The sequence below is a fragment of the Enorma burkinafasonensis genome, from assembly GCF_902150035.1.
In the GTDB taxonomy this organism is placed as follows: Bacteria; Actinomycetota; Coriobacteriia; order Coriobacteriales; family Coriobacteriaceae; genus Enorma; species Enorma burkinafasonensis.
Genome location: NZ_LR597526.1, coordinates 1 through 17,111 on the forward strand (window position 1 = coordinate 1; position 17,111 = coordinate 17,111).

Annotated in this window: 16 protein-coding genes and 1 pseudogene; 11 read left to right on the forward strand and 6 right to left on the reverse strand. The window is 61.5% G+C overall.

What is annotated here, in order from left to right:
* Nucleotides 1-155: 155 nt before the first annotated feature.
* Complete coding sequence (locus tag FS885_RS09170; protein ID WP_204371245.1) at nt 156-443, forward strand: Rossmann-fold NAD(P)-binding domain-containing protein; 288 nt, start codon at nt 156-158, stop codon at nt 441-443.
* Between the two features lie 908 nt (nt 444-1,351).
* Here FS885_RS09170 and abc-f read toward each other — a convergent pair.
* Both abc-f and FS885_RS09185 read right to left on the reverse strand, forming a co-directional pair.
* Nucleotides 1,352-2,821 (reverse strand): ribosomal protection-like ABC-F family protein, encoded by a 1,470-nt coding sequence (gene abc-f, locus FS885_RS09180; protein WP_144744766.1) that lies wholly within the window; start codon nt 2,819-2,821, stop codon nt 1,352-1,354.
* A gap of 261 nt (nt 2,822-3,082) precedes the next feature.
* Entirely contained in the window at nt 3,083-4,369 is a 1,287-nt protein-coding gene (locus FS885_RS09185) for an MFS transporter (RefSeq protein ID WP_005987410.1), read from the reverse strand.
* An 837-nt stretch (nt 4,370-5,206) separates the two neighbouring features.
* Here FS885_RS09185 and FS885_RS09190 point away from each other — a divergent pair.
* Nucleotides 5,207-5,374, forward strand: a complete 168-nt coding sequence (locus tag FS885_RS09190; protein WP_157966984.1) for a hypothetical protein — start codon at nt 5,207-5,209, stop codon at nt 5,372-5,374.
* 679 nt (nt 5,375-6,053) lie between these two features.
* Here the strand turns inward: FS885_RS09190 and FS885_RS09195 are convergent.
* The 3 genes from FS885_RS09195 to FS885_RS09205 all read right to left on the reverse strand — a co-directional run bounded on the left by FS885_RS09195 (nt 6,054) and on the right by FS885_RS09205 (nt 8,221).
* Complete coding sequence (locus FS885_RS09195) at nt 6,054-6,884, reverse strand: class I SAM-dependent methyltransferase (RefSeq protein WP_144744767.1); 831 nt, start codon at nt 6,882-6,884, stop codon at nt 6,054-6,056.
* Between the two features lie 115 nt (nt 6,885-6,999).
* Nucleotides 7,000-7,605, reverse strand: coding sequence for a class I SAM-dependent methyltransferase (locus FS885_RS09200; RefSeq protein WP_144744768.1), 606 nt, complete (start codon nt 7,603-7,605; stop codon nt 7,000-7,002).
* Nucleotides 7,592-8,221 (reverse strand): class I SAM-dependent methyltransferase, encoded by a 630-nt coding sequence (locus FS885_RS09205; RefSeq protein ID WP_144744769.1) that lies wholly within the window; start codon nt 8,219-8,221, stop codon nt 7,592-7,594. Before FS885_RS09205 ends, FS885_RS09200 begins: the two co-directional genes overlap by 14 nt.
* Nucleotides 8,222-9,224: 1,003 nt before the next feature.
* On the opposite strand from FS885_RS09205, the gene FS885_RS09210 reads away from it, so the two are divergent.
* The 3 genes and pseudogenes from FS885_RS09210 (at nt 9,225) to FS885_RS10230 (ending at nt 10,694) form a co-directional block, all read left to right on the forward strand.
* Nucleotides 9,225-10,049, forward strand: a complete 825-nt coding sequence (locus FS885_RS09210) for a ParA family protein (RefSeq protein ID WP_144744770.1) — start codon at nt 9,225-9,227, stop codon at nt 10,047-10,049.
* A gap of 84 nt (nt 10,050-10,133) precedes the next feature.
* Nucleotides 10,134-10,409 (forward strand): annotated as a pseudogene (locus tag FS885_RS10050) (ParB/RepB/Spo0J family partition protein); the annotation flags it as partial.
* An 81-nt stretch (nt 10,410-10,490) separates the two neighbouring features.
* On the forward strand, nt 10,491-10,694 hold the full coding sequence (locus FS885_RS10230) for a sigma factor-like helix-turn-helix DNA-binding protein (RefSeq protein WP_144744771.1): 204 nt from the start codon (nt 10,491-10,493) through the stop codon (nt 10,692-10,694).
* Nucleotides 10,695-10,805: 111 nt separating this feature from the next.
* On the opposite strand, the gene FS885_RS09225 is transcribed toward FS885_RS10230, so the two are convergent.
* On the reverse strand, nt 10,806-11,837 hold the full coding sequence (locus tag FS885_RS09225) for a helix-turn-helix domain-containing protein (protein WP_144744772.1): 1,032 nt from the start codon (nt 11,835-11,837) through the stop codon (nt 10,806-10,808).
* A 169-nt stretch (nt 11,838-12,006) separates the two neighbouring features.
* Between FS885_RS09225 and FS885_RS09230 the strand changes: the two genes are divergently transcribed.
* From FS885_RS09230 to FS885_RS09255, 6 genes are all read left to right on the forward strand, one after another.
* The gene (locus FS885_RS09230) at nt 12,007-12,231 is read left to right on the forward strand and encodes a FeoA family protein (protein WP_087185829.1); all 225 of its coding nucleotides are present in this window, start codon (nt 12,007-12,009) and stop codon (nt 12,229-12,231) included.
* Nucleotides 12,228-14,165, forward strand: a complete 1,938-nt coding sequence (gene feoB, locus FS885_RS09235; RefSeq protein ID WP_144744773.1) for a ferrous iron transporter B — start codon at nt 12,228-12,230, stop codon at nt 14,163-14,165. The genes FS885_RS09230 and feoB overlap by 4 nt, the downstream gene beginning before the upstream one ends.
* A gap of 361 nt (nt 14,166-14,526) precedes the next feature.
* Complete coding sequence (locus tag FS885_RS09975; RefSeq protein ID WP_186365844.1) at nt 14,527-14,667, forward strand: hypothetical protein; 141 nt, start codon at nt 14,527-14,529, stop codon at nt 14,665-14,667.
* A gap of 920 nt (nt 14,668-15,587) precedes the next feature.
* The gene (locus FS885_RS10135) at nt 15,588-16,097 is read left to right on the forward strand and encodes a type II toxin-antitoxin system PemK/MazF family toxin (RefSeq protein WP_281281402.1); all 510 of its coding nucleotides are present in this window, start codon (nt 15,588-15,590) and stop codon (nt 16,095-16,097) included.
* 105 nt (nt 16,098-16,202) lie between these two features.
* Nucleotides 16,203-16,403, forward strand: coding sequence for a hypothetical protein (locus FS885_RS09250; RefSeq protein ID WP_144744775.1), 201 nt, complete (start codon nt 16,203-16,205; stop codon nt 16,401-16,403).
* A gap of 1 nt (nt 16,404) precedes the next feature.
* Nucleotides 16,405-16,980: a tyrosine-type recombinase/integrase gene (locus FS885_RS09255; RefSeq protein ID WP_144744776.1), complete on the forward strand. Its 576-nt coding sequence runs from the start codon at nt 16,405-16,407 to the stop codon at nt 16,978-16,980.
* Nucleotides 16,981-17,111 lie beyond the last annotated feature (131 nt).

Sequence of the window (17,111 nt, forward strand, 5' to 3'; positions counted from 1 at the left end):
TCCGGACATGCCGTCCTCCGATCTCCCGGGGCCGGCCGATCCGGCCCTCAGGGTATCGGGTTCCCACATTCATCCGCACATGTGCGGATGAATGTGGGAGGTGTTCGGATAAAGTTGATAATCAAGGTGAAGTCTCCAGCTCCAGCTACATGGATGTGTTCTATCCGAAGTACCAGGTGACCTGGGATATGATGAACGTTGCCGGTCCGAACAGCATGTTCATGCACTGCCTGCCCGCCAACCGTGGCGAGGAAGTCGTCGACGAGGTCATGGACGATCCCGAGCGCTCCCTGTGCTGGGTCGAGGCCGAGAACCGCAAGCACTCCATTCGCGCCATCCTGGCCACTCTGTGCCCCCAGAGCGAGCCCGACGAGCAGAAGGCTGCGGCATACCGCGCCACCATCAATGAGCGCATGGCCGCTCTCGGTAAGCACGGTCTGTAAGACGTACCAGGTCGGGCGAGCTACGGCTCGCCCGCCTTCGCAGGAGATGGGCGACCTCATGGCCATCGGCGAGGAGAACTGCAAGGTCTCCGACGACAACCGAGTGCATCAAGGGCGCCGACTTCATCTACACCGACGTGTGGTATGGCCTGTACGATGCTTTCTGATGGGCGGCAGCAGATGCTTGTCTCTTGCTGCCCATCATCTGCGCCACTGCGCGTAGGCACTGGCGCCCTGTCTGAAGTTAAACAGACCTTTCGAGTGTGCACGAAGTGATTGCGCCAACAACGAAGCCCCAACCTGCTCGCTAACTCATGGGCAAGCCACCTGAGACTACTCATTTCCCCTACTAGCAATGAAGGCCTGCAACCTGCAGTTTTGCAAACTGCTTGAAAGGCGCCTGCGTTGATTCACTTCCTATTGCAGCTGGCGGCTCGCACACGAAAAGGCACTTGAGTTTCAAAGCGGGCGTTTTCGTCGATATCGAACCTCTAAAGGCTGTCCGCCGTGCCCTTTGGGACAAAAACGAAAACTCAAAGCCCCGAGTTTGGAATGAGTTTTTGAGATTGCCCCGGCTTTTGTCCCCGAAGCCGATGAAACACGACATAGTGTTACTTGGCGGCACTCGGTTTGAGACGGCATCGAAAACTGAGGACAACTGGAATGTCGGGACAGTAAAACTGAAGCCATCGAGTGGGAGTAGGCCGATAGGGTTCTGACCTGCGATTTTGAGTGCCGCACTGTGCCGCTGAGTTTCGTTTCGTACAAGAGTCATGACAAAGCCACCAGCGACGGAGATGAGTAAAAGCGATTAAAGAGCCTCCGTTCCCTGCGTTGGGACGGAGGCTCTTTCTTTGCCGTTTTACTCCCTTGTCTCCGTTCGGGGATTATTTCTTGCTCATTTAGGGCTATTCGCGCTGAAAGATTTTGACTAGCTTGGTGTCCTTTATTTCGTAGACAATGTCTGCGACGTTCTCGACCAGCCTCTTATCGTGGGAGACGAACACTATCGTTCCGGCATAGGCGCTCATCATCTGCTCGAGGGCTTCGGCGCTCTTGATGTCCAGGTAATTTCCAGGCTCGTCCATGAGCAAGATGTTGTATCTGCCCAGCAGCATCTTCGCGAGTAGCAGCTTGATGACTTCGCCTCCCGAGAGAACGCCAACGTCCTTTGTCAGGTCGCGCGGTCCGATTCCCATAGAGGCGAGGATGCCTCGAATTTCGGTCATGCTGTACTCGCAACCATCCTGCATGAACGAGATCGCAGACTGACGGGCGTCGAACTTGTAGCCTGTTTGCTCGAAGTAACCGATCTCTGCCTTGGGAGAGATGTTGATACCGTCGGCGCGTCGAGCGATTGCCTTCAGCAGGCTGGTCTTTCCTGTACCGTTGCCACCGGTGATGGCCACTTTGGCACCGAGCGGTATCTCGAATTTCGCGTGGTCATAGAGCATGCAGTTGCCGAAGCTCAAGCTGAAATCGTCTGCCGAGATGGGAAATTTACTATGCAGTTCCAGGGCCTTGCTCTGGCGGAACCGCACGGCGCGAATGCTATCTGGGGCCTCAATCCCTTCGAGCGCTTCGAGGCGCTTCTCCATGTCCTTAGCCGCCTGGTACATCCTCTTCTGTTTGGTGCCGGTTGCTTTCTGATGCCCCAATCGACCTGCATACTCGTTGCTTTTTTTCGCAGCCTTCCGCTTGGCGTCGACCTGCCGTGCTTTTTTCCGTTGTTTTTCGATGGCGGCTTCGAGGCGATCGCGCTCGCGCATCGCCTCTTCGTATCGAGTCGCCTGAGCTTTGCGCTCTTCTTCTTTCTGTCGCAGATAGTCGGAGTAGTCACCCCAGAATTCGGAAATACCGCCGTCTTTGAGCTCCCAGATCTTGTCTACCACCTGGTCGAGAAAATGACGGTCATGGCTCACGATGAGCAGAGCCCCATCAAATGCCTTGAGTTGTCCGACGAGAAGGCGGATGCCGTCTTGGTCGAGGTGGCTCGTAGGCTCGTCGGCGAAGATCGCGCTTGCATGCTGGGAGAGTGCAGAGGCAATCTTGGCGCGTGTTTCCTCCCCGCCGCTCATCGTCTCCTGCGCCACTCCGGCGACGTTGAGACGGGAGAGCATCTCACCACTGTCCTGAGCCGCATCAAGGTCGAGTTCATCGAGTTGGCCGATGAGGGCAATGCTGCCGAAGCGCCTGACGTCGGCGTCCGCAATGGTAAGATTGCCGCTCAGAATTTTAAGCAGGCTGGTTTTGCCTGCGCCATTGTCTCCCACCAAGCCGATGCAATCGTAGGAGTAGATTTCCAACTCTTCGATATCTAGGATATCGCGGCCGGCATATTCCAAAAAGATGTCTTTAGCTTTGACTATGAGTTCCATAGGTTGAACCGCCTTTTGTGTATTAGCGTTTTACTGGAAGCGCAGCCATGCCAAAAAAGATTGCTCACGTCGATTTTTCGCCTTTGCCCAATTGCCGGCGCGAGCGTTTTGACCTTGCGCAAGCCGGCAAATCCGAAAATGATAGTTGGCGACGAATAAGGAGCGCGATGCGGAATGTCGGTGCAATACCTCGTCGTCGCAAGGGCTTGAAGGCTGACGCTTGAACCGATGGCTGCTGCCTCTTTTTTTCGAATACTTGGGCTATTGAATCTGCCCGGTATCTCTTTTCCCCGCGTTTCGGACGCTCGGAGCAAGCAGCATAGCCATCGCAAGCAGTACCATGGTCGCTCCAGAGCCGACGAACCATAACGGAGCTCCAAGCAGATCCGCAAAAACGGAGGGGGCTGCGAGGCCCATGGGCATGGCCCACGCCATGATGGTTCCGTAGAGGCCGAAAACGCGGCCTAGGTACTCAGGAGGTATCTGCTCCTGCATAAGGGCAGTCTGGGTTCCCGCGTACAACGGGGAGCATGCGCCCATAAGAAAGCTCACCGGCAGGAAAGCAGCGAACAATGACGGGCCGAGCGATCCGGATACGATTGCGGCAATGCCGAAGCCGGCAATCGCGGCGACCATGGTGAACGACCTATTGCGGAACCCTCCCGTGGCCGCCAAAATGCCGGACCCAGCCAGCATGCCTGCAGAAAAAAGGATTTCCACCAAAGCGGCATCCCCCGTGCTACCGCCAAAATGCCCCAAGGTCATTATTGGGAACAATGCCGCGAGCGGAGAGAACGCGAAAGCGAAGACGAACCCGCACCAAAGAAGGGCGAACAGCCCCCTGTACTCCCTAATCAGCTTGTAGCCGTCCGAAATCTCAGAGAAGAGCTCTCGAACCTTATTGGAAAAGGACAAGCTGCGGTCGGCTTCATCGAGGCCCCCTGCGTCTATCTGTGCGGCGAGGACGGCTAAAGAAGCGAAAAGCGCTCCCAGCACGTCGAGGACAATCATAGCGGTAATGCCCGCCACGGGATAAATCACTGCTGCAAGCGCGGCGCCAAGAATGTATCCGCCGGACTGAATCGCCTGAGTCACCCCCGATAGGCGAACGAGATGCTCTGGCGGGGCGAGATGGGGCGTGAGAGATTGGGAGGCTGGCGTGTAGAACGAAGTACCAACTGCACGGAGAAACAGGGCGATGAGAATTAGCCATGCAGGTAAGCTGCCGGCCAACGAGGCAATCGCCAAGGCGGCACCCACCGCGGCAATGAAGAGGTCGGCGCCGATGAGGACACGTTTCAAAGGCAGTCTGTCGACAACGGCGCCCGCAAGGATTCCGAACAAAGCAATCGGCAGAAAGCCTGCCAGCGATGCTAAGGAGAGGAGAGAAGACGACCCTGTCGTGAGGGCGAGATGCCAAATAAGACCCATTTGGAGAATCGAACTCGTCAATGTCGAAACGAGCTCCCCGCCCCATACGAAACAAAGCTTGAATTGCCATGAATGGCACAGCAGAACAGACCTACCCCGAGAGGTTTCAAATATCATGGTTATGTCCAATCGTGAAATGGCGTGCAGAAAAACAGCGCGACGCCACAACAGCGCCGCTTTCTAGGCGCTCATCCACGTGCGGAAAAGACCAACCACGACACCCCTCCTTTGTTAATTCGGTCTGGCAAACCATGTAATATTAACGAGGCTTGAGTTTGCCTGTCAAGAATCGAGCATCGGTAAGGGCAATCCTCTCTGGCCATTCGATTCCTTTTGTATCTTTGGTTGCATAGGTGACCCGCCAGGGCTATTACGCGTGGAAGAGGCGCCTGCCGAGCTGGCCGATGAGGCGCTGAAGATGGCCCTGGTCAGGCGAAACGATCCCAAGGGATGCGTACATCATTCGGATAGTAAGAATGTTGCCAGCAGGTTTTGCGGCAACCGCAAAGGAGCCGTATCCTGCAGCTGGAATCACGTTGCAGCATCCTGACCCGCATTCCGATTGGCGGACGGCCCGCTTCGGCATCCTGACCAGCACAGCGATCGAGCCTTGTCATTCCTTGGATATGCCGGTTGCTCGGGGCGGTCCCGACGGAGGCCCTCGCCTCCCCGGTCCGTGACCCAAGAAGGGCAAGCATGCTGATCTGCATGGCTGGTTCCTCCTTTATGTAGACGACCATGCAAAGAAGGGACAACCGAGGAGGCAGGTTACTGATGCGGGCTCCCGCACGCCCATGACTACCCGACGGGCTGTTTTTCATCTCCGATGCCCGCATTGCAGCATGAACGAATGTGCCTCGACATCTCTGCTGGCATGGTACGACTGGGATCGCACCTCGACGCATCCTTGCGCATACTGCCTTCCAAGTTTCGAAACCGGGAAGGAAAGTGTATGTGAGCGACGATATCGGCGCCGATTCGACGCTCGAGAGGGAGATTGCGCCGATTCTATCCATCGGGGATGCATTCCCGAAGATTCTCATCACTCGCACGAGGCATGAGCCCCATACCCGGGAGGGCGTGCTCGTGCTGAATTTCGCGAGGTGGCTGCTTGGCGGGTAGGGTTCTGAACGTCGCATTGGGATATCGCGCGACAGGGCACGCAGGGCTGTTTGTGCCCGCACGGGAAACGCCGTCGCCATGCGGGCGGCCTGTCGTGTCCGATTAGCCTTTTGCTAAACAGGCTTACGCCAACTCATGGGCAAGCCACCTGAGACTATTCACTTTGCTTATCGTTGACAAAGACCTGTGGCCTGCGGTTTTGTGAACGGCTCGTAAGCCACCCGCGTCGACTCACTTACTGTTGAAGCTGGTGGTTTGCAGGCTCAAAGGCGGTTGAGTTTCAAAACGGGCGTTTTTCGGCGATATCGAGCCTCCAAAGGCGGCTCTCCGTGCCCCTTGGGACAAAAATAAAAACTCAATACTCTGAGTTTGAAAATGGTTTTTGAAGTTGTCCCAGCTTTTGTCCCCGAAGCCGATGAAACGCGACGTCGCGTCATTCAGCGGCACTCACTTCGAGATGCCGCCGAAAACTGGGTGCAACTGGAGTGACGAGACGGCAAAACTATAACCACCGAGTGGGAATAGAACAGACGTTCGATAAAATAATATAGTATCTGATAGCGGGCACGGTTTCAATCGAATCCGTGCCCGCTGCTGTATGTGTGTCCTAGCACGCTCAATATGCGCCGTAAAAGCCGTCTTCTTCAACGTCAAAGTGAATGCGCTTCATTTTTGCCTCTCAAAATCTTATTTTCACGATTTGCATTTTCATCCCGTTGTCACCGACCCTTGCGAGAAACCGGAAAAAGCCGCTGACAGAAGGGTCTCTCAAATCGTTGTAACCCAGCATATAGCCGCGACTTGTGACCTGCAGACGGCTGTTCCACGTGCCGATTTCCTTGGCGGCATCCGAAACCGCAAAATATGCCCTCACATCCTTGATATTTGCAGTCTTAAGCCATGTTTTTGCGATCATCTTTACTGCCGTCCGATTGGCAGCATCAAAGACCAGCACACCGCCGGGGAAAGCGTCCGCCATCCCCCGCACCAGTTCCCGGACCTGCTGGGTCAGAAAGTAATAGAACACCCCGGAGGCAAAGAACACCACCCCGCCGGAGGCATCGATTTTGCTAAACCATGCGGTGTCTTTCAGGTCACAGGGGATATTTTGTTCTCGATTCCCGGCGGGCAGTAGCTGCTGCCGCAAGGCAATCACATCCGGGAAGTCCAGATTGTAGATCTTGCATCTACCGTTGTCGCAGGTTCTGCCGGTGTTGTCCAGCCCACAGCCCAGATTGACCACCGCCGCATTGGGGTGGCCTTTCAGGTAATCCCGCACCTCGAAAGCAAGATCACTCTGCCGCATGGCCACCTCCAGCGCACCAAAGCGCTGCATCAGGCTGCGGGAGTTTTTCTCTGCCTCTGAAAAGTCGTAGTCAATCTGGTCGAGCAGACGAACCGCTGTTTCATCCCTGTAAAGGTTCGGGTACAGCTCCGTACACAGCTTCCGGGAATACAGCGGGAGGATCAGCGTCTCCTGCACGGTGTTTTTCTCAATTTTACATTTCATAGGTTTGTTCCTCAGTGAATAAAAACTGTCATAATTGCCGCCAGCACAGCTGCTATGACCGTCATGCCTATCGCCATGTGCAGGATGGATGCAAAAATGCCCGTGCTTGGTGTCCTTACTTCCGTGCCGTGACGCAGAGCCACTTTTTCTTTTTGCGTATCTGCACCTCGTGAAAGCCCGCCTGCTCCAGACACGCCTTTAATTCAATGTCCTTGTAGATGGTCATGCCGCCGATGATCTGCGTCCACCTCTCGTCCTTGTCCGTATCGCCATTGCTCTCGTTGCAGATAAGAATTGTCCCGCCCGGCTTCAGCGTCCGCCAGACCTCACGGAAGCATCGGGGTAAATCAGGCCAAAAATAGACGGTCTCAAAGGCCGTGGCAGCATCGAAGTAGCTATCCTCAAACACCATATCCGTCACACTGCCTTGCAGAACGGCGCAGCGCCCCTCCTGAATTGCGGTTCGGTTGAGCTTTCTAGCCTTCTCCACGCTGACGGGCGAATAGTCGATGCCCTTGACGACGCCATGCGGGCATTTTTTCAGCAGCCGTTTTATGTTTGCCCCGCCGCCGCAGCCGCAATCTAGCACCTTGGCGTTTGGCGCAAGTCGTAGAAATCGAAGTCCCCACCGCGCCACAGGGCCGTGGCCCAGATTCATCATGGCAACCATAAGTTTTCCGCCGAGGCCCACGGGCTTGCGGGTGTTTTCAAAGAACGACATCTGGCCCCTCCGATTTCGTGCATTCCGCATAGGTCAACGGGAACGAGGCCTTCAGCACCGCGCTTTTCCGCACCGCCCAGCCGTTTTGACGCAGGAAACGTAGGTATTCCTCGCTTGTCCATCTGCTGTGGAGGGGGAATCCCGCCATACTCATGAAAAAGGCTTTTGCCTTGCCGGAAATCGAGTTTCCCGCGTGGGTGAAGGTTGGCGCGATGAGCACGCCGTCGTCCTTCAGTACCCGCCTGATTTCTTGCAGTGCCTTTTCCGGATGCGGCACTATGTGAAGCGCGTTGGACGCGATCACCACTTCGAAGGACTTCTGTGCATAGGGCAGGCGGAATATATCTTGTACGGAAAAGTGCAGCTTTGCGGATTGATTGTCCCGCCTTGCTTCAAGGATCATCTTTGCAGAAGCGTCCGTAGCCTCGATATGCGCCGCCGCGTTCACGATGCTCTTTGCGATAAGCCCCGTGCCGGTGGCAACCTCCAGCACGGTTTTTGCTTTCACCACCGGCCGGATCAGCCCATACATCTTCTCATACGCCGCCCGGTCGTTTCGTATGAATCGGTCGTACCGACCGGCATTCTTGTCCCAGAAGTCCTTGCGTTCGTGCATGGCTATCGCCCCCAAAAAGTTAGAGACATCTAACTATAACACACGAATCATGCGGCAAGTTAAGGCTAACCGTATTATCTTGGCTAAGATGCATCTCTTCGGCTTTCGCTTATAACGGCGCGAGTCAGATACTAGGCTGGAGCTGAAGAAGGAGCTTGGCGGACAGGTAGGTCGATACCGGTTCCCGGAACGGTGATCCAGCCAATTACACCAGGGCTCTAGTCATGCTGGTAAACCCAATCCATGACGGGAAATAGGTCCTTTTCTCTAGCTCGACGTCTTTCGGAGCTTGACGATTTAGACTGATGGAGGCGAGAAGTCCCTCACCGCGCCAATACCAGATGATTGCGCTATAGGCATCTCTCCGACCCTTTGAATCACCCCTTTTCACGCCATCCGCTACGAAACCCGGCGGAAATCAGGGAGTGATTAAAGGAGCAACCTGCGGTTTTGCGAATCAATTGAGTCATTCCCGAAATCGCGAATCAAGGGCCTGATTCGCCCAAATTGCGCACGAATCAGCCCTTAGGCGGTACGACACGACACGCATCGACAGTACTCGGACTGGATTAGTCATTGAGTGGGAATAGGAGAATATGGATAACACAGGGAAAGAAACAGCAGGTAGATAGCCTGTTTTCATCTCGACGCACGGCGCGGTGATGACAAAACGATGCCGCGCGTCCGATTGCGTCTCATAGGTATCAGGGGGAGCCCCGGCGAGCGGTCGCCGGGGCTCCTTTGTTTGTGCGCGACCGAGGAGGCTGGATCGATGGGGCGTATGGAGAGAGCGCGCCGGGCGGCAGGGCCGTCGGCGACCTCTCGTGTGCGGTTGGCGCGGCGGAGGCGCCGCGCGCCCCCTCTGCCGGGGGAACGGGCGGTGCGGACGGCGAGGGGATGTGCCCGTTCCCCGCTGCACCGGGCGGTCGGGGGCCTCGGACTCCTCGCTCGGACGGCGTTGCCGTATCTGAGCCCAAAGACAATCGGAAGGAGCGTGGGAGCCATGTGCCCGTGCAAGGTCCTGGCGATAGCGAACCAGAAGGGAGGGACGGGCAAGACCACGACGGCGGCGAGCCTGGGCGTCGCCCTCGCGATGCGCGGCAAGCGCGTCCTGCTCGTCGACGCGGACCCGCAGGGGGACCTCACCACATCGCTCGGGTGGAACCCGGACGAGCTCGAGGTGACGCTCGCCACCCATCTCGAGCGAGCGGTCCTCGACGAGCCGTTCCCCTGCCGCGCGGGCATCCTGAGCCATGCGGAGGGCGTGGACCTGATGCCCGCCAACATCGAGCTCTCGGGGACGGAGGTGGCGCTCGTGAACGCCATGAGCCGCGAGCACGCCATGCGCTCGTGGCTCGACCGCGCGAAGCGCGGGTACGACTTCGCGATCATCGACTGCCCTCCGTCGCTCGGGATGATGACCATCAACGCGCTCACGGCGGCGGACGGGGTGGTCGTCCCGGTGCAGGCCCAGTACCTCCCGGCGAAGGGGATGACCCAGCTCGTCAAGACCGTGAACCGCGTGCGGCGGCACATCAACCCCTCCCTCCGCATCGAGGGCGTCCTGCTCACGCTCGTCGACGCGCGCACCAACCTCGCCCGTCAGGTCGAGAGGAGCATCCGGGGCTCGTACGGGGAGGCCCTGCGCGTGTACGAGGCAACCGTCCCCGTCGCCGTAAAGGCCGCCGAGAGCAGCGCGCACGGGAAGAGCGTGTTCGCCTACGACGCCTCGGGAAAGGTCGCGCGGGCCTACGCACGCCTCGCGAGGGAGGTGAGCGGGGTTGGCCCGAAGTCGAGAGATTCCCATCAGCCTCCCGTCGGTCGATGACCTGTTCACCACGCAGGAGGAGCGGGACGAGGCGGCGCGCGAGAAGGTCTCCGAGCTCCCCCTCGGCGCCATAACCCGTTCCCCGACCATCCGTTCCGGGTTCGCGACGACGAGGAGATGGCCGACCTGGCCTCCAACGTCGCCGAGCGCGGCGTGCTCACGCCCGTCGTGGTGCGCCCGAAGGGGGACGGCCGATACGAGCTCGTGAGCGGCCACCGCCGCAAGCGCGCGGCGGAGCTCGCGGGGCTCTCGGAGGTTCTCGCCATAATACGGAATATGAGCGAGGACGAGGCGGTCGTCGCCATGGTGGACGCGAACATGCAGCGGGAGCTGGTGCTCCCGAGCGAGAAGGCGGCGTAGGGGTGTAAACGGAATCGGGGTAGATTCAGATTCACGTCCGCCGCGTCAACCGGGCCGGAGTCGGATCCGGGAATCGCTCTCATGAGGCGCTGCCGGACGGACGAGCTCGCCGCGGCGCTATCCCGGCTCCCGGCGGTCCAGCTCCGCCGCCTCCTCATGCACGCGGTCGCCCAGCCCCCCGTCAGGGAGATCGCCCGTCGCGAGGGCTGCTCCGAGCGGGCGGTGAAGTACAGCCTTGCGCGCGCACGGAGGCGGATGAGGGCCTTGTTGACCGACGGGGATTGAAGGTCGCTCAAGCCCGTTCGGCCCCTGCCCGAACGGGCTTGAGTATCCCGGGGTCAAAAATGATTCGGCTCGGTGACCATGCCGCCGGCAAGCCGCCGCGCGTCAGCGTTCCTAGAACTCCCCCTTGACTTCGTGAACGCCCTCCCTCTCGCCGAATCGACGCCGCCTCCACTCGCTCGGTGCGGTTCCGTATTCCCTCTTGAACGCGGAGGAGAACTTGCTCGGGTTCGCGTAGCCGACGCGCACGGCGGCTTCGGCGACGCGCGCTCCCCTGGCAAGCAGGGCGGCGGCGACCTCCATGCGCCGCTTGCGGAGGTACCCCGCGACAGTGCTCCCGTATGCCCGCGAGAAGTACTGGTTGAGTGTCGCCGCGCTCACACCGAACGCCGACGCTAGCACGCGGGCGTCGTGGGCGCAGTCGAGAGAGCCCTCGAGCTCGTCGTGCACGGCGGCAACGATGCGCATCTGGGTGCGTGTGAGGATGAAGCGGGGTCTGGCGCAGGAGAGGTCGCGACGTTGGAGGCCAAGCAGCAAGCCGAGAACCTCGTAGGTGGCCAGAGCCCTGTCGGGTGCTTCGACGAGGGCGGCGATGCGTCTCATATGCCCGTTGAGCTCGCCGTCGCCGCTGAGCACGGCGGCGCTGCCCGCCTGTCGCGCGATGGCCTCGACGGCATCCTCGTCATCGAGCAGCGAGAAAAGCGGCGATCGAGCGATACGCGTGTTCACGAACACCTCGACGCCCCGGTAGCGTCCCGAGGGGTACCGGAACTCGGCGGGGCGCTCCTGCGAGCAGCTGATGCACACCTCGCCGGCCGAGACCGTCGCCAGACCCCCGCTCGGGACGTCGACCTCGCAGCGGCCCTCGTGGCACAGGTTTATCGTCAGCCATTTGCCCCGCGAGAACGCGGGGAGGGGGACGGACGGGGCCTCTGGGACGTTGGGGCACCGCTCGCACGCGAAGTCGACGTTGGCGACGAACAGGTCGCGCGACAGGGGGCGGCCTCGCATGCACCCGCTCCCGACCGGGTGCGACAGCACCAGCTCGTAGACGCCGTCGGCGTCTTGGACGAGCTCGACGCCGGAGGCGACGCGCAGGCGCGTCCCCCGGTTGCTCTCCGTATCGGTGAAGGGTGCGTTCCCCATAGGCTATCTCCCGTTCGCGCAGTCCAGCCCCATTCGTCTCAAAAGTTTATTTTATCTAACTTGATGAGATTTGGAGCTGAACCTACATCGCGGAGTTGAGGGGGCATACGTTCCAGGCTTACTTTGGTGGCCGCGGGCGTCATGCCCGTTTAAGGAAAGGAGCGATTCCATGAGATTATGCGATGTGGCGACGGGGCTTTCTGCCCGTATCGCATCCGTATCCGGCGACGACCGGTTCGTCTCGCGCGTCACGGCCATCGGGCTGACGGAGGGATGCGCCGTCGAGGTCCTGCAAAACGTCAAGAACCGGCCCGTGCTCGTGCACGTGCGCGACAGCGACGTGGCGCTCGATCGCGGCGACTGCGTGCGCATCGAGGTGGAGGTGGTCGCATGAGCTGCGAGAGATGTGCGGCTTCCTGCCCCGCGGCGGGAGGCGCGAAGGCGCCCGCCGCCCGCAAGGCGGCGGGCGGCGTCACGGTCGCGCTGCTCGGCCAGCCCAACTCGGGCAAGTCGACGCTCTTCAACGGGCTCACGGGGGCGCGCCAGCACGTGGGCAACTGGCCCGGCAAGACCGTGGAGCGGAAGGAGGGGACGTTCGAGCGCGGCGGCACGGCGTTCCAGGTCGTCGACCTCCCCGGCTCGTACGGGCTCGCGGCCAACTCGCCCGAAGAGGAGGTGACGCGCGACTACCTCGCATCGGGCGCTGCCGACATCGTGCTCGTGATGGCCGACGCGTCGCAGCTCGAGCGAAGCCTCTACATGCTCGCCGACTTCGTTGCGGCGTGCCCGGAGCAGCCGTGCCTGCTCGCTCTCAACCTCATGGACGTCGCCGAGAACCAGGGCAAGCGGATCGACGCCGTCCTTATCGCGCAGCGGCTGGGCGTTCCTGTGGTGCCGCTCGTCGCCTCGCGCCCCGAGGGATATGGCGCGCTGCTTGACGCGCTTGCACGCACGGTGCGCGAGCGTTCCGTCGTGGATGGTGCGCGCCTGCGCGAGGGGATCGCTGCCGCCCCCGACACGATCCAGGGCACGGCCGCAGCGAAGTTCGCCTGGATCGAGGGGCTGCTCGACGGAGCGGCGGAGGCGCCCGCGCGCCCGCACGCGCTTTCGCGCTTCGATCGCGTGGTCACGGGCTCGCGCTGGTCGAAGCCCATCACCATCGGCATGATCTTGCTCGGGTTCATCCTGGCGTTCGTGCCGGCTATTCCCATCATGATGCTCGGCGGCGCCATCTCGTCGCTCGGGCAGGTCGTGGCGGGCGCGCTCGCGCAGGCGGGCGCCCCCGATGTTCTGGGCAGCTTCCTCGCGGGCGTGGTGTTCAACAGTTTGTGCTTCGGCACCATGATGGTGGGCTACGTCTTCGGTATCAACCTTGTGTTCGGCCTCTACGAGGAGGCGGGCTACATGGCGCGCATCTCCTACGTGTTCGACCACACCATGGCGCGCTTCGGGTTGCAGGGCAAGTCGCTCATGCCCTTCCTCATGTGCCTCGGCTGCACGATGGGCGGCGTGTCGGGTTCGCGCGTCATCGACTCGTGGGGTCAGCGCATGCTCACGGTGATGATGGCCTGGGCCATCCCGTGCGGCTCGACCTGGGGCGTGGTTCCGGTGCTCGCCGTGGCGTTCTTCGGCGTGGCCGGCGCGCCGCTCGTGATCGTGGGCATCTTCGCCGTGACGATTCTCATCATGTGGCTCGTGGGCAGGGTGTTCGGCCCGCGCTTGGTGGCGGAGGGCGAGCGTGCGGGCATGGTCATGGAGCTTCCGCCGTACCATCGGCCGCATCTGGGCAACGTCGCGCGCGGCGCCCTGCTCAAGAGTCGACAGATGTTCGTGCGAGCCATCCGGGTCGTCGCCCTCTTCGCCTTCGCGATTTGGGCGCTTACCTACACCGCGACCGGCAGCGTCGAGGGGTCGGTGCTCTACGCGCTCGGTACCGCCATCGAGCCGGTCACGCGCTTCTTCGGCATGGGTTGGCAGACGTTCACCGCGTGGTTGTGCGCCCTCGTGCTCAAGGAGTCCGCGCTCGGGGTGCTCTCGGGGCTCTTCACGGGTGCCGCGACGCCCAACGCCGTGCTCGTGGGCGTCATGACCGGCGCCGCCGCCGCGGCGTCGAACATCGGCGAGGTCATGGCGCAGGCCATCTCGGCTCCCGAGGCGCTCGCGTTCATCTTCGCGTTCACGTTCAACATGCCGTGCGCGGCGAGCGTGTCGGCGACCTGGGGTGAGGTGCACTCGACCAAGTGGACTGTCATCACGGCGCTCTTCTACATCTGCTGCTCTCTGCTATTGGGGTACGTCGTCTACCACGTGAGCGCGCTGTTCTTGTAGCGGGTTGTGCCTGAGGGGAAGGGCTGGTGCGATAGGGCGAGCAAAGTGTGGCGCGCCGCGGCATCCGAGGGGTTCCGATTACCGGATGTGCCTGCGGTCGCCTGCTTGAAGAGGCTTTTGAACCTGGTAACTCCCATGCCGGCGACCGATGTCGCCTCCTCCTGGCTCGCGCCATCGCGCCAACGTGAGTTCGCGAGCTCCATGGCGGCGAGGATCCCGACCCGCGCCCGGCGGTCCTCGGGCAGGGTCACGGCGGCGGTGCCGACGAGGGAGCCGAGCAGTATCCTCGCCGCCCCCTCGTAGACGAACCCCGCCCGCGGGGCGCAGGGTTCGTGCGCGCGATCTCGTTGAGCGCCCCATCGTGGTGCTCGACGACGGCCGCGTGGCCGAGCGGGGCACGCACGACGAGCTCATGGCCGCGGGCGGCCTCTACGCCCGCCTCGTCCGCATCCAGGCCGAGAGCCTCGGCTGGAGCATCTCCCAGCGCGCAACGGGCGCATAGCACACGGTCTTCGTGGGGAGACGCGGGCCGGGGCGCACCGCCCCGGCCCACATAGCCCCTGGCCAGCGCCCCAGCTAGGGGATGGTATCGCCGGCATGCTCCCGAGGCGTTTTCCACGCGTTCCGGCTCTGCCCGGTTAGGCCAATTCACTCAAAAAGCGGTGCCGGCAGGCTTCCCCTGAGCGGCCCTTTTTGTCCGTAAAGGCAAGAGGGGCCGTCTTTTTGTGTCCCGTGCCTCTCTTCAAAGAAAGAGGGGCAGGATGGAGCACTCCCACGATTCCGTCCGACGTGGTGCATGCGGCGCCTCCGTCACCGTGGCCTTCCCCGGCGGAGCGAGAGTCTCCGTCGAGGTGACGGATGAGGTCGCCAGCGCCCTCAGGGACATGCAGCGCGAGACATGGCGGATCGAGCGCAGGGAGGCCAGGCACACGCTCAGCCTCGACGCGATGGATTCATTTGTCCCATCCGCCGGCCCGAAGTCGGAGCCGGGATTCGACCTCCTGAGCAAGTGCCGGAAGGGCGAGCTCGTTGCGGCTTTGGCCCAGCTTCCCGCCGTGCAGCTCCGCCGCCTCCTCATGCACGCGGTCGCCCAGCTCCCCGTCAGGGAGATCGCCCTGACGGGGAGTGCTCCGAGCGCGCCGTCAAGTGCAGCCTCGCGAAGGCGAGGAGAAAGATGAAAGAAATCCTCCCCGAGGGCTTCCCCTCCTGAGCGCCCCCTGTCCGTATGGATGAGGGGGCGCTCCCCTCACGGACCTTGAGAACCGCATACCCGTCCGCAACGGAAAGGGCATGAGCGCGCCACGCGATGAGGGCCCTCGGGGGCGGACGGGAGCCGCGTTGCGCGGCGTTGTCGGTCGCGGGCGCGATTGCCCCGCGACCGTACATACATCTTCAGACAGAAAGGGGCGGAGGTGGTTACTTGTGGATGGGATTCAGCGCGGCCAGATGTACCTCGCGGGCCTCGATCCCGTGGTGGGCTGCGAGCAAGGGGGTGTGCGACCGGTGCTCGTAATCCAGAACAACGCCGGCAACCGGCACGCGGGGACGGTCATCGTCGCGGCGCTCACGAGCAGGTGCAAGCCGGGACTGCCGACGCACGTCGCGCTTCCCGCGGGCGTCGGCGCGACGGCGGGGTCGACGGTGATGCTCGAGCAGATCAGGACGATCGACAAGTCCCGGCTCCTGCGGTCGATCGGCACGCTCGACCGGGCGCTCATGCGGCGCGTGGACGCGGCGATCGCGGTGAGCCTCGGCCTTAGGGGGACGGCCGACGTCATGACCCTCTGCGGGCGGTGCGCCCGAACGTTCCGCAGCGACGGCGGGTACGAGGTCACGCGCGTGGACCCGGGGCAGAAGTCGGGGGAGTCGTGCGCGTACTGCGGTTCCCGTGCCGGATACGACTACTTCGTCGAGAAGGGGGCGGGCGCGTAGCCCTGTCAAGGGTGCGACCGGCGCGGTCGCACCGTGGCGACCGCGCGCCCCCGCCCGCACCATGTACCTCGTCGACCGGCGAGGCCGAGAGAGAAGGGAGCGGATATGGCCAGCTCGATGTTCGTGACAGTCGAGGAAGTCCAGAGCGACCTCGACGTTTCGAGGTCCCACGCCTACCGGATCATCAGGGACATGAACGAGGAGCTCAGGAAAAGGGGATACCTCACCATCGCCGGGCGCGTCAGCAGGAAGTACTACGAGGAGCGGCTCTACGGGGAGCCGCGAACGTCCGAGAGGGGTGCGTGAGATGTCCGCCTACAAGGATAAGAAGACGGGGAAGTGGTGCGCCCACGTCCGCTACACCGACTGGCAGGGGGAGGCGAGGCGCAAGCTGAAGAGGGGCTTCAAGACGAAGAGGGAGGCGCTCGCGTGGGAGCGGGAGTTCCTCGCGAGCGCGTCCGGAGACCTCACGATGACGCTGGGTGAGTTCGTCCGCGCCTACGAGGAGGACAGGAGGCCGAGGCTCAAGCTCAACACGTGGATCACCAAGGACTACATAATCAAGGACAAGATCCTCCCGTACTTCGCCAACAAGCCCATGAACGAGATAGGGCCGAGGGACATCGTGAAGTGGCAGAACGCCGTCATGCGGGAGGGGGAGAGGTCGGGGAGGCCGTACTCCCAGACCTACCTCAAGACCATACAGAACCAGCTCACCGCCATCTTCTCCCATGCGGTGCGGTACTACGGGCTCAAGGTCAACCCGGCGGCGAAGGCGGGGAGCATGGGGAGGAGGCGCGCGAACGAGATGCGATTCTGGACGCTCGAGCAGTACAGTCGGTTCGCCGAGGAGGCAATGGAGGAGCCCCGCGCCTGTATTTGATAGTCTCCGTCTTGCGGGTTTGGGCGCGGTGATCTTTCGGGAATGAGCGCGAAAAAGTTTCGGGTCTGAGCGCGGGCACGCCGACCGTCCCGTTCGGCCTACCGTTGTCGTTGCTTCGGTTACGACGATTG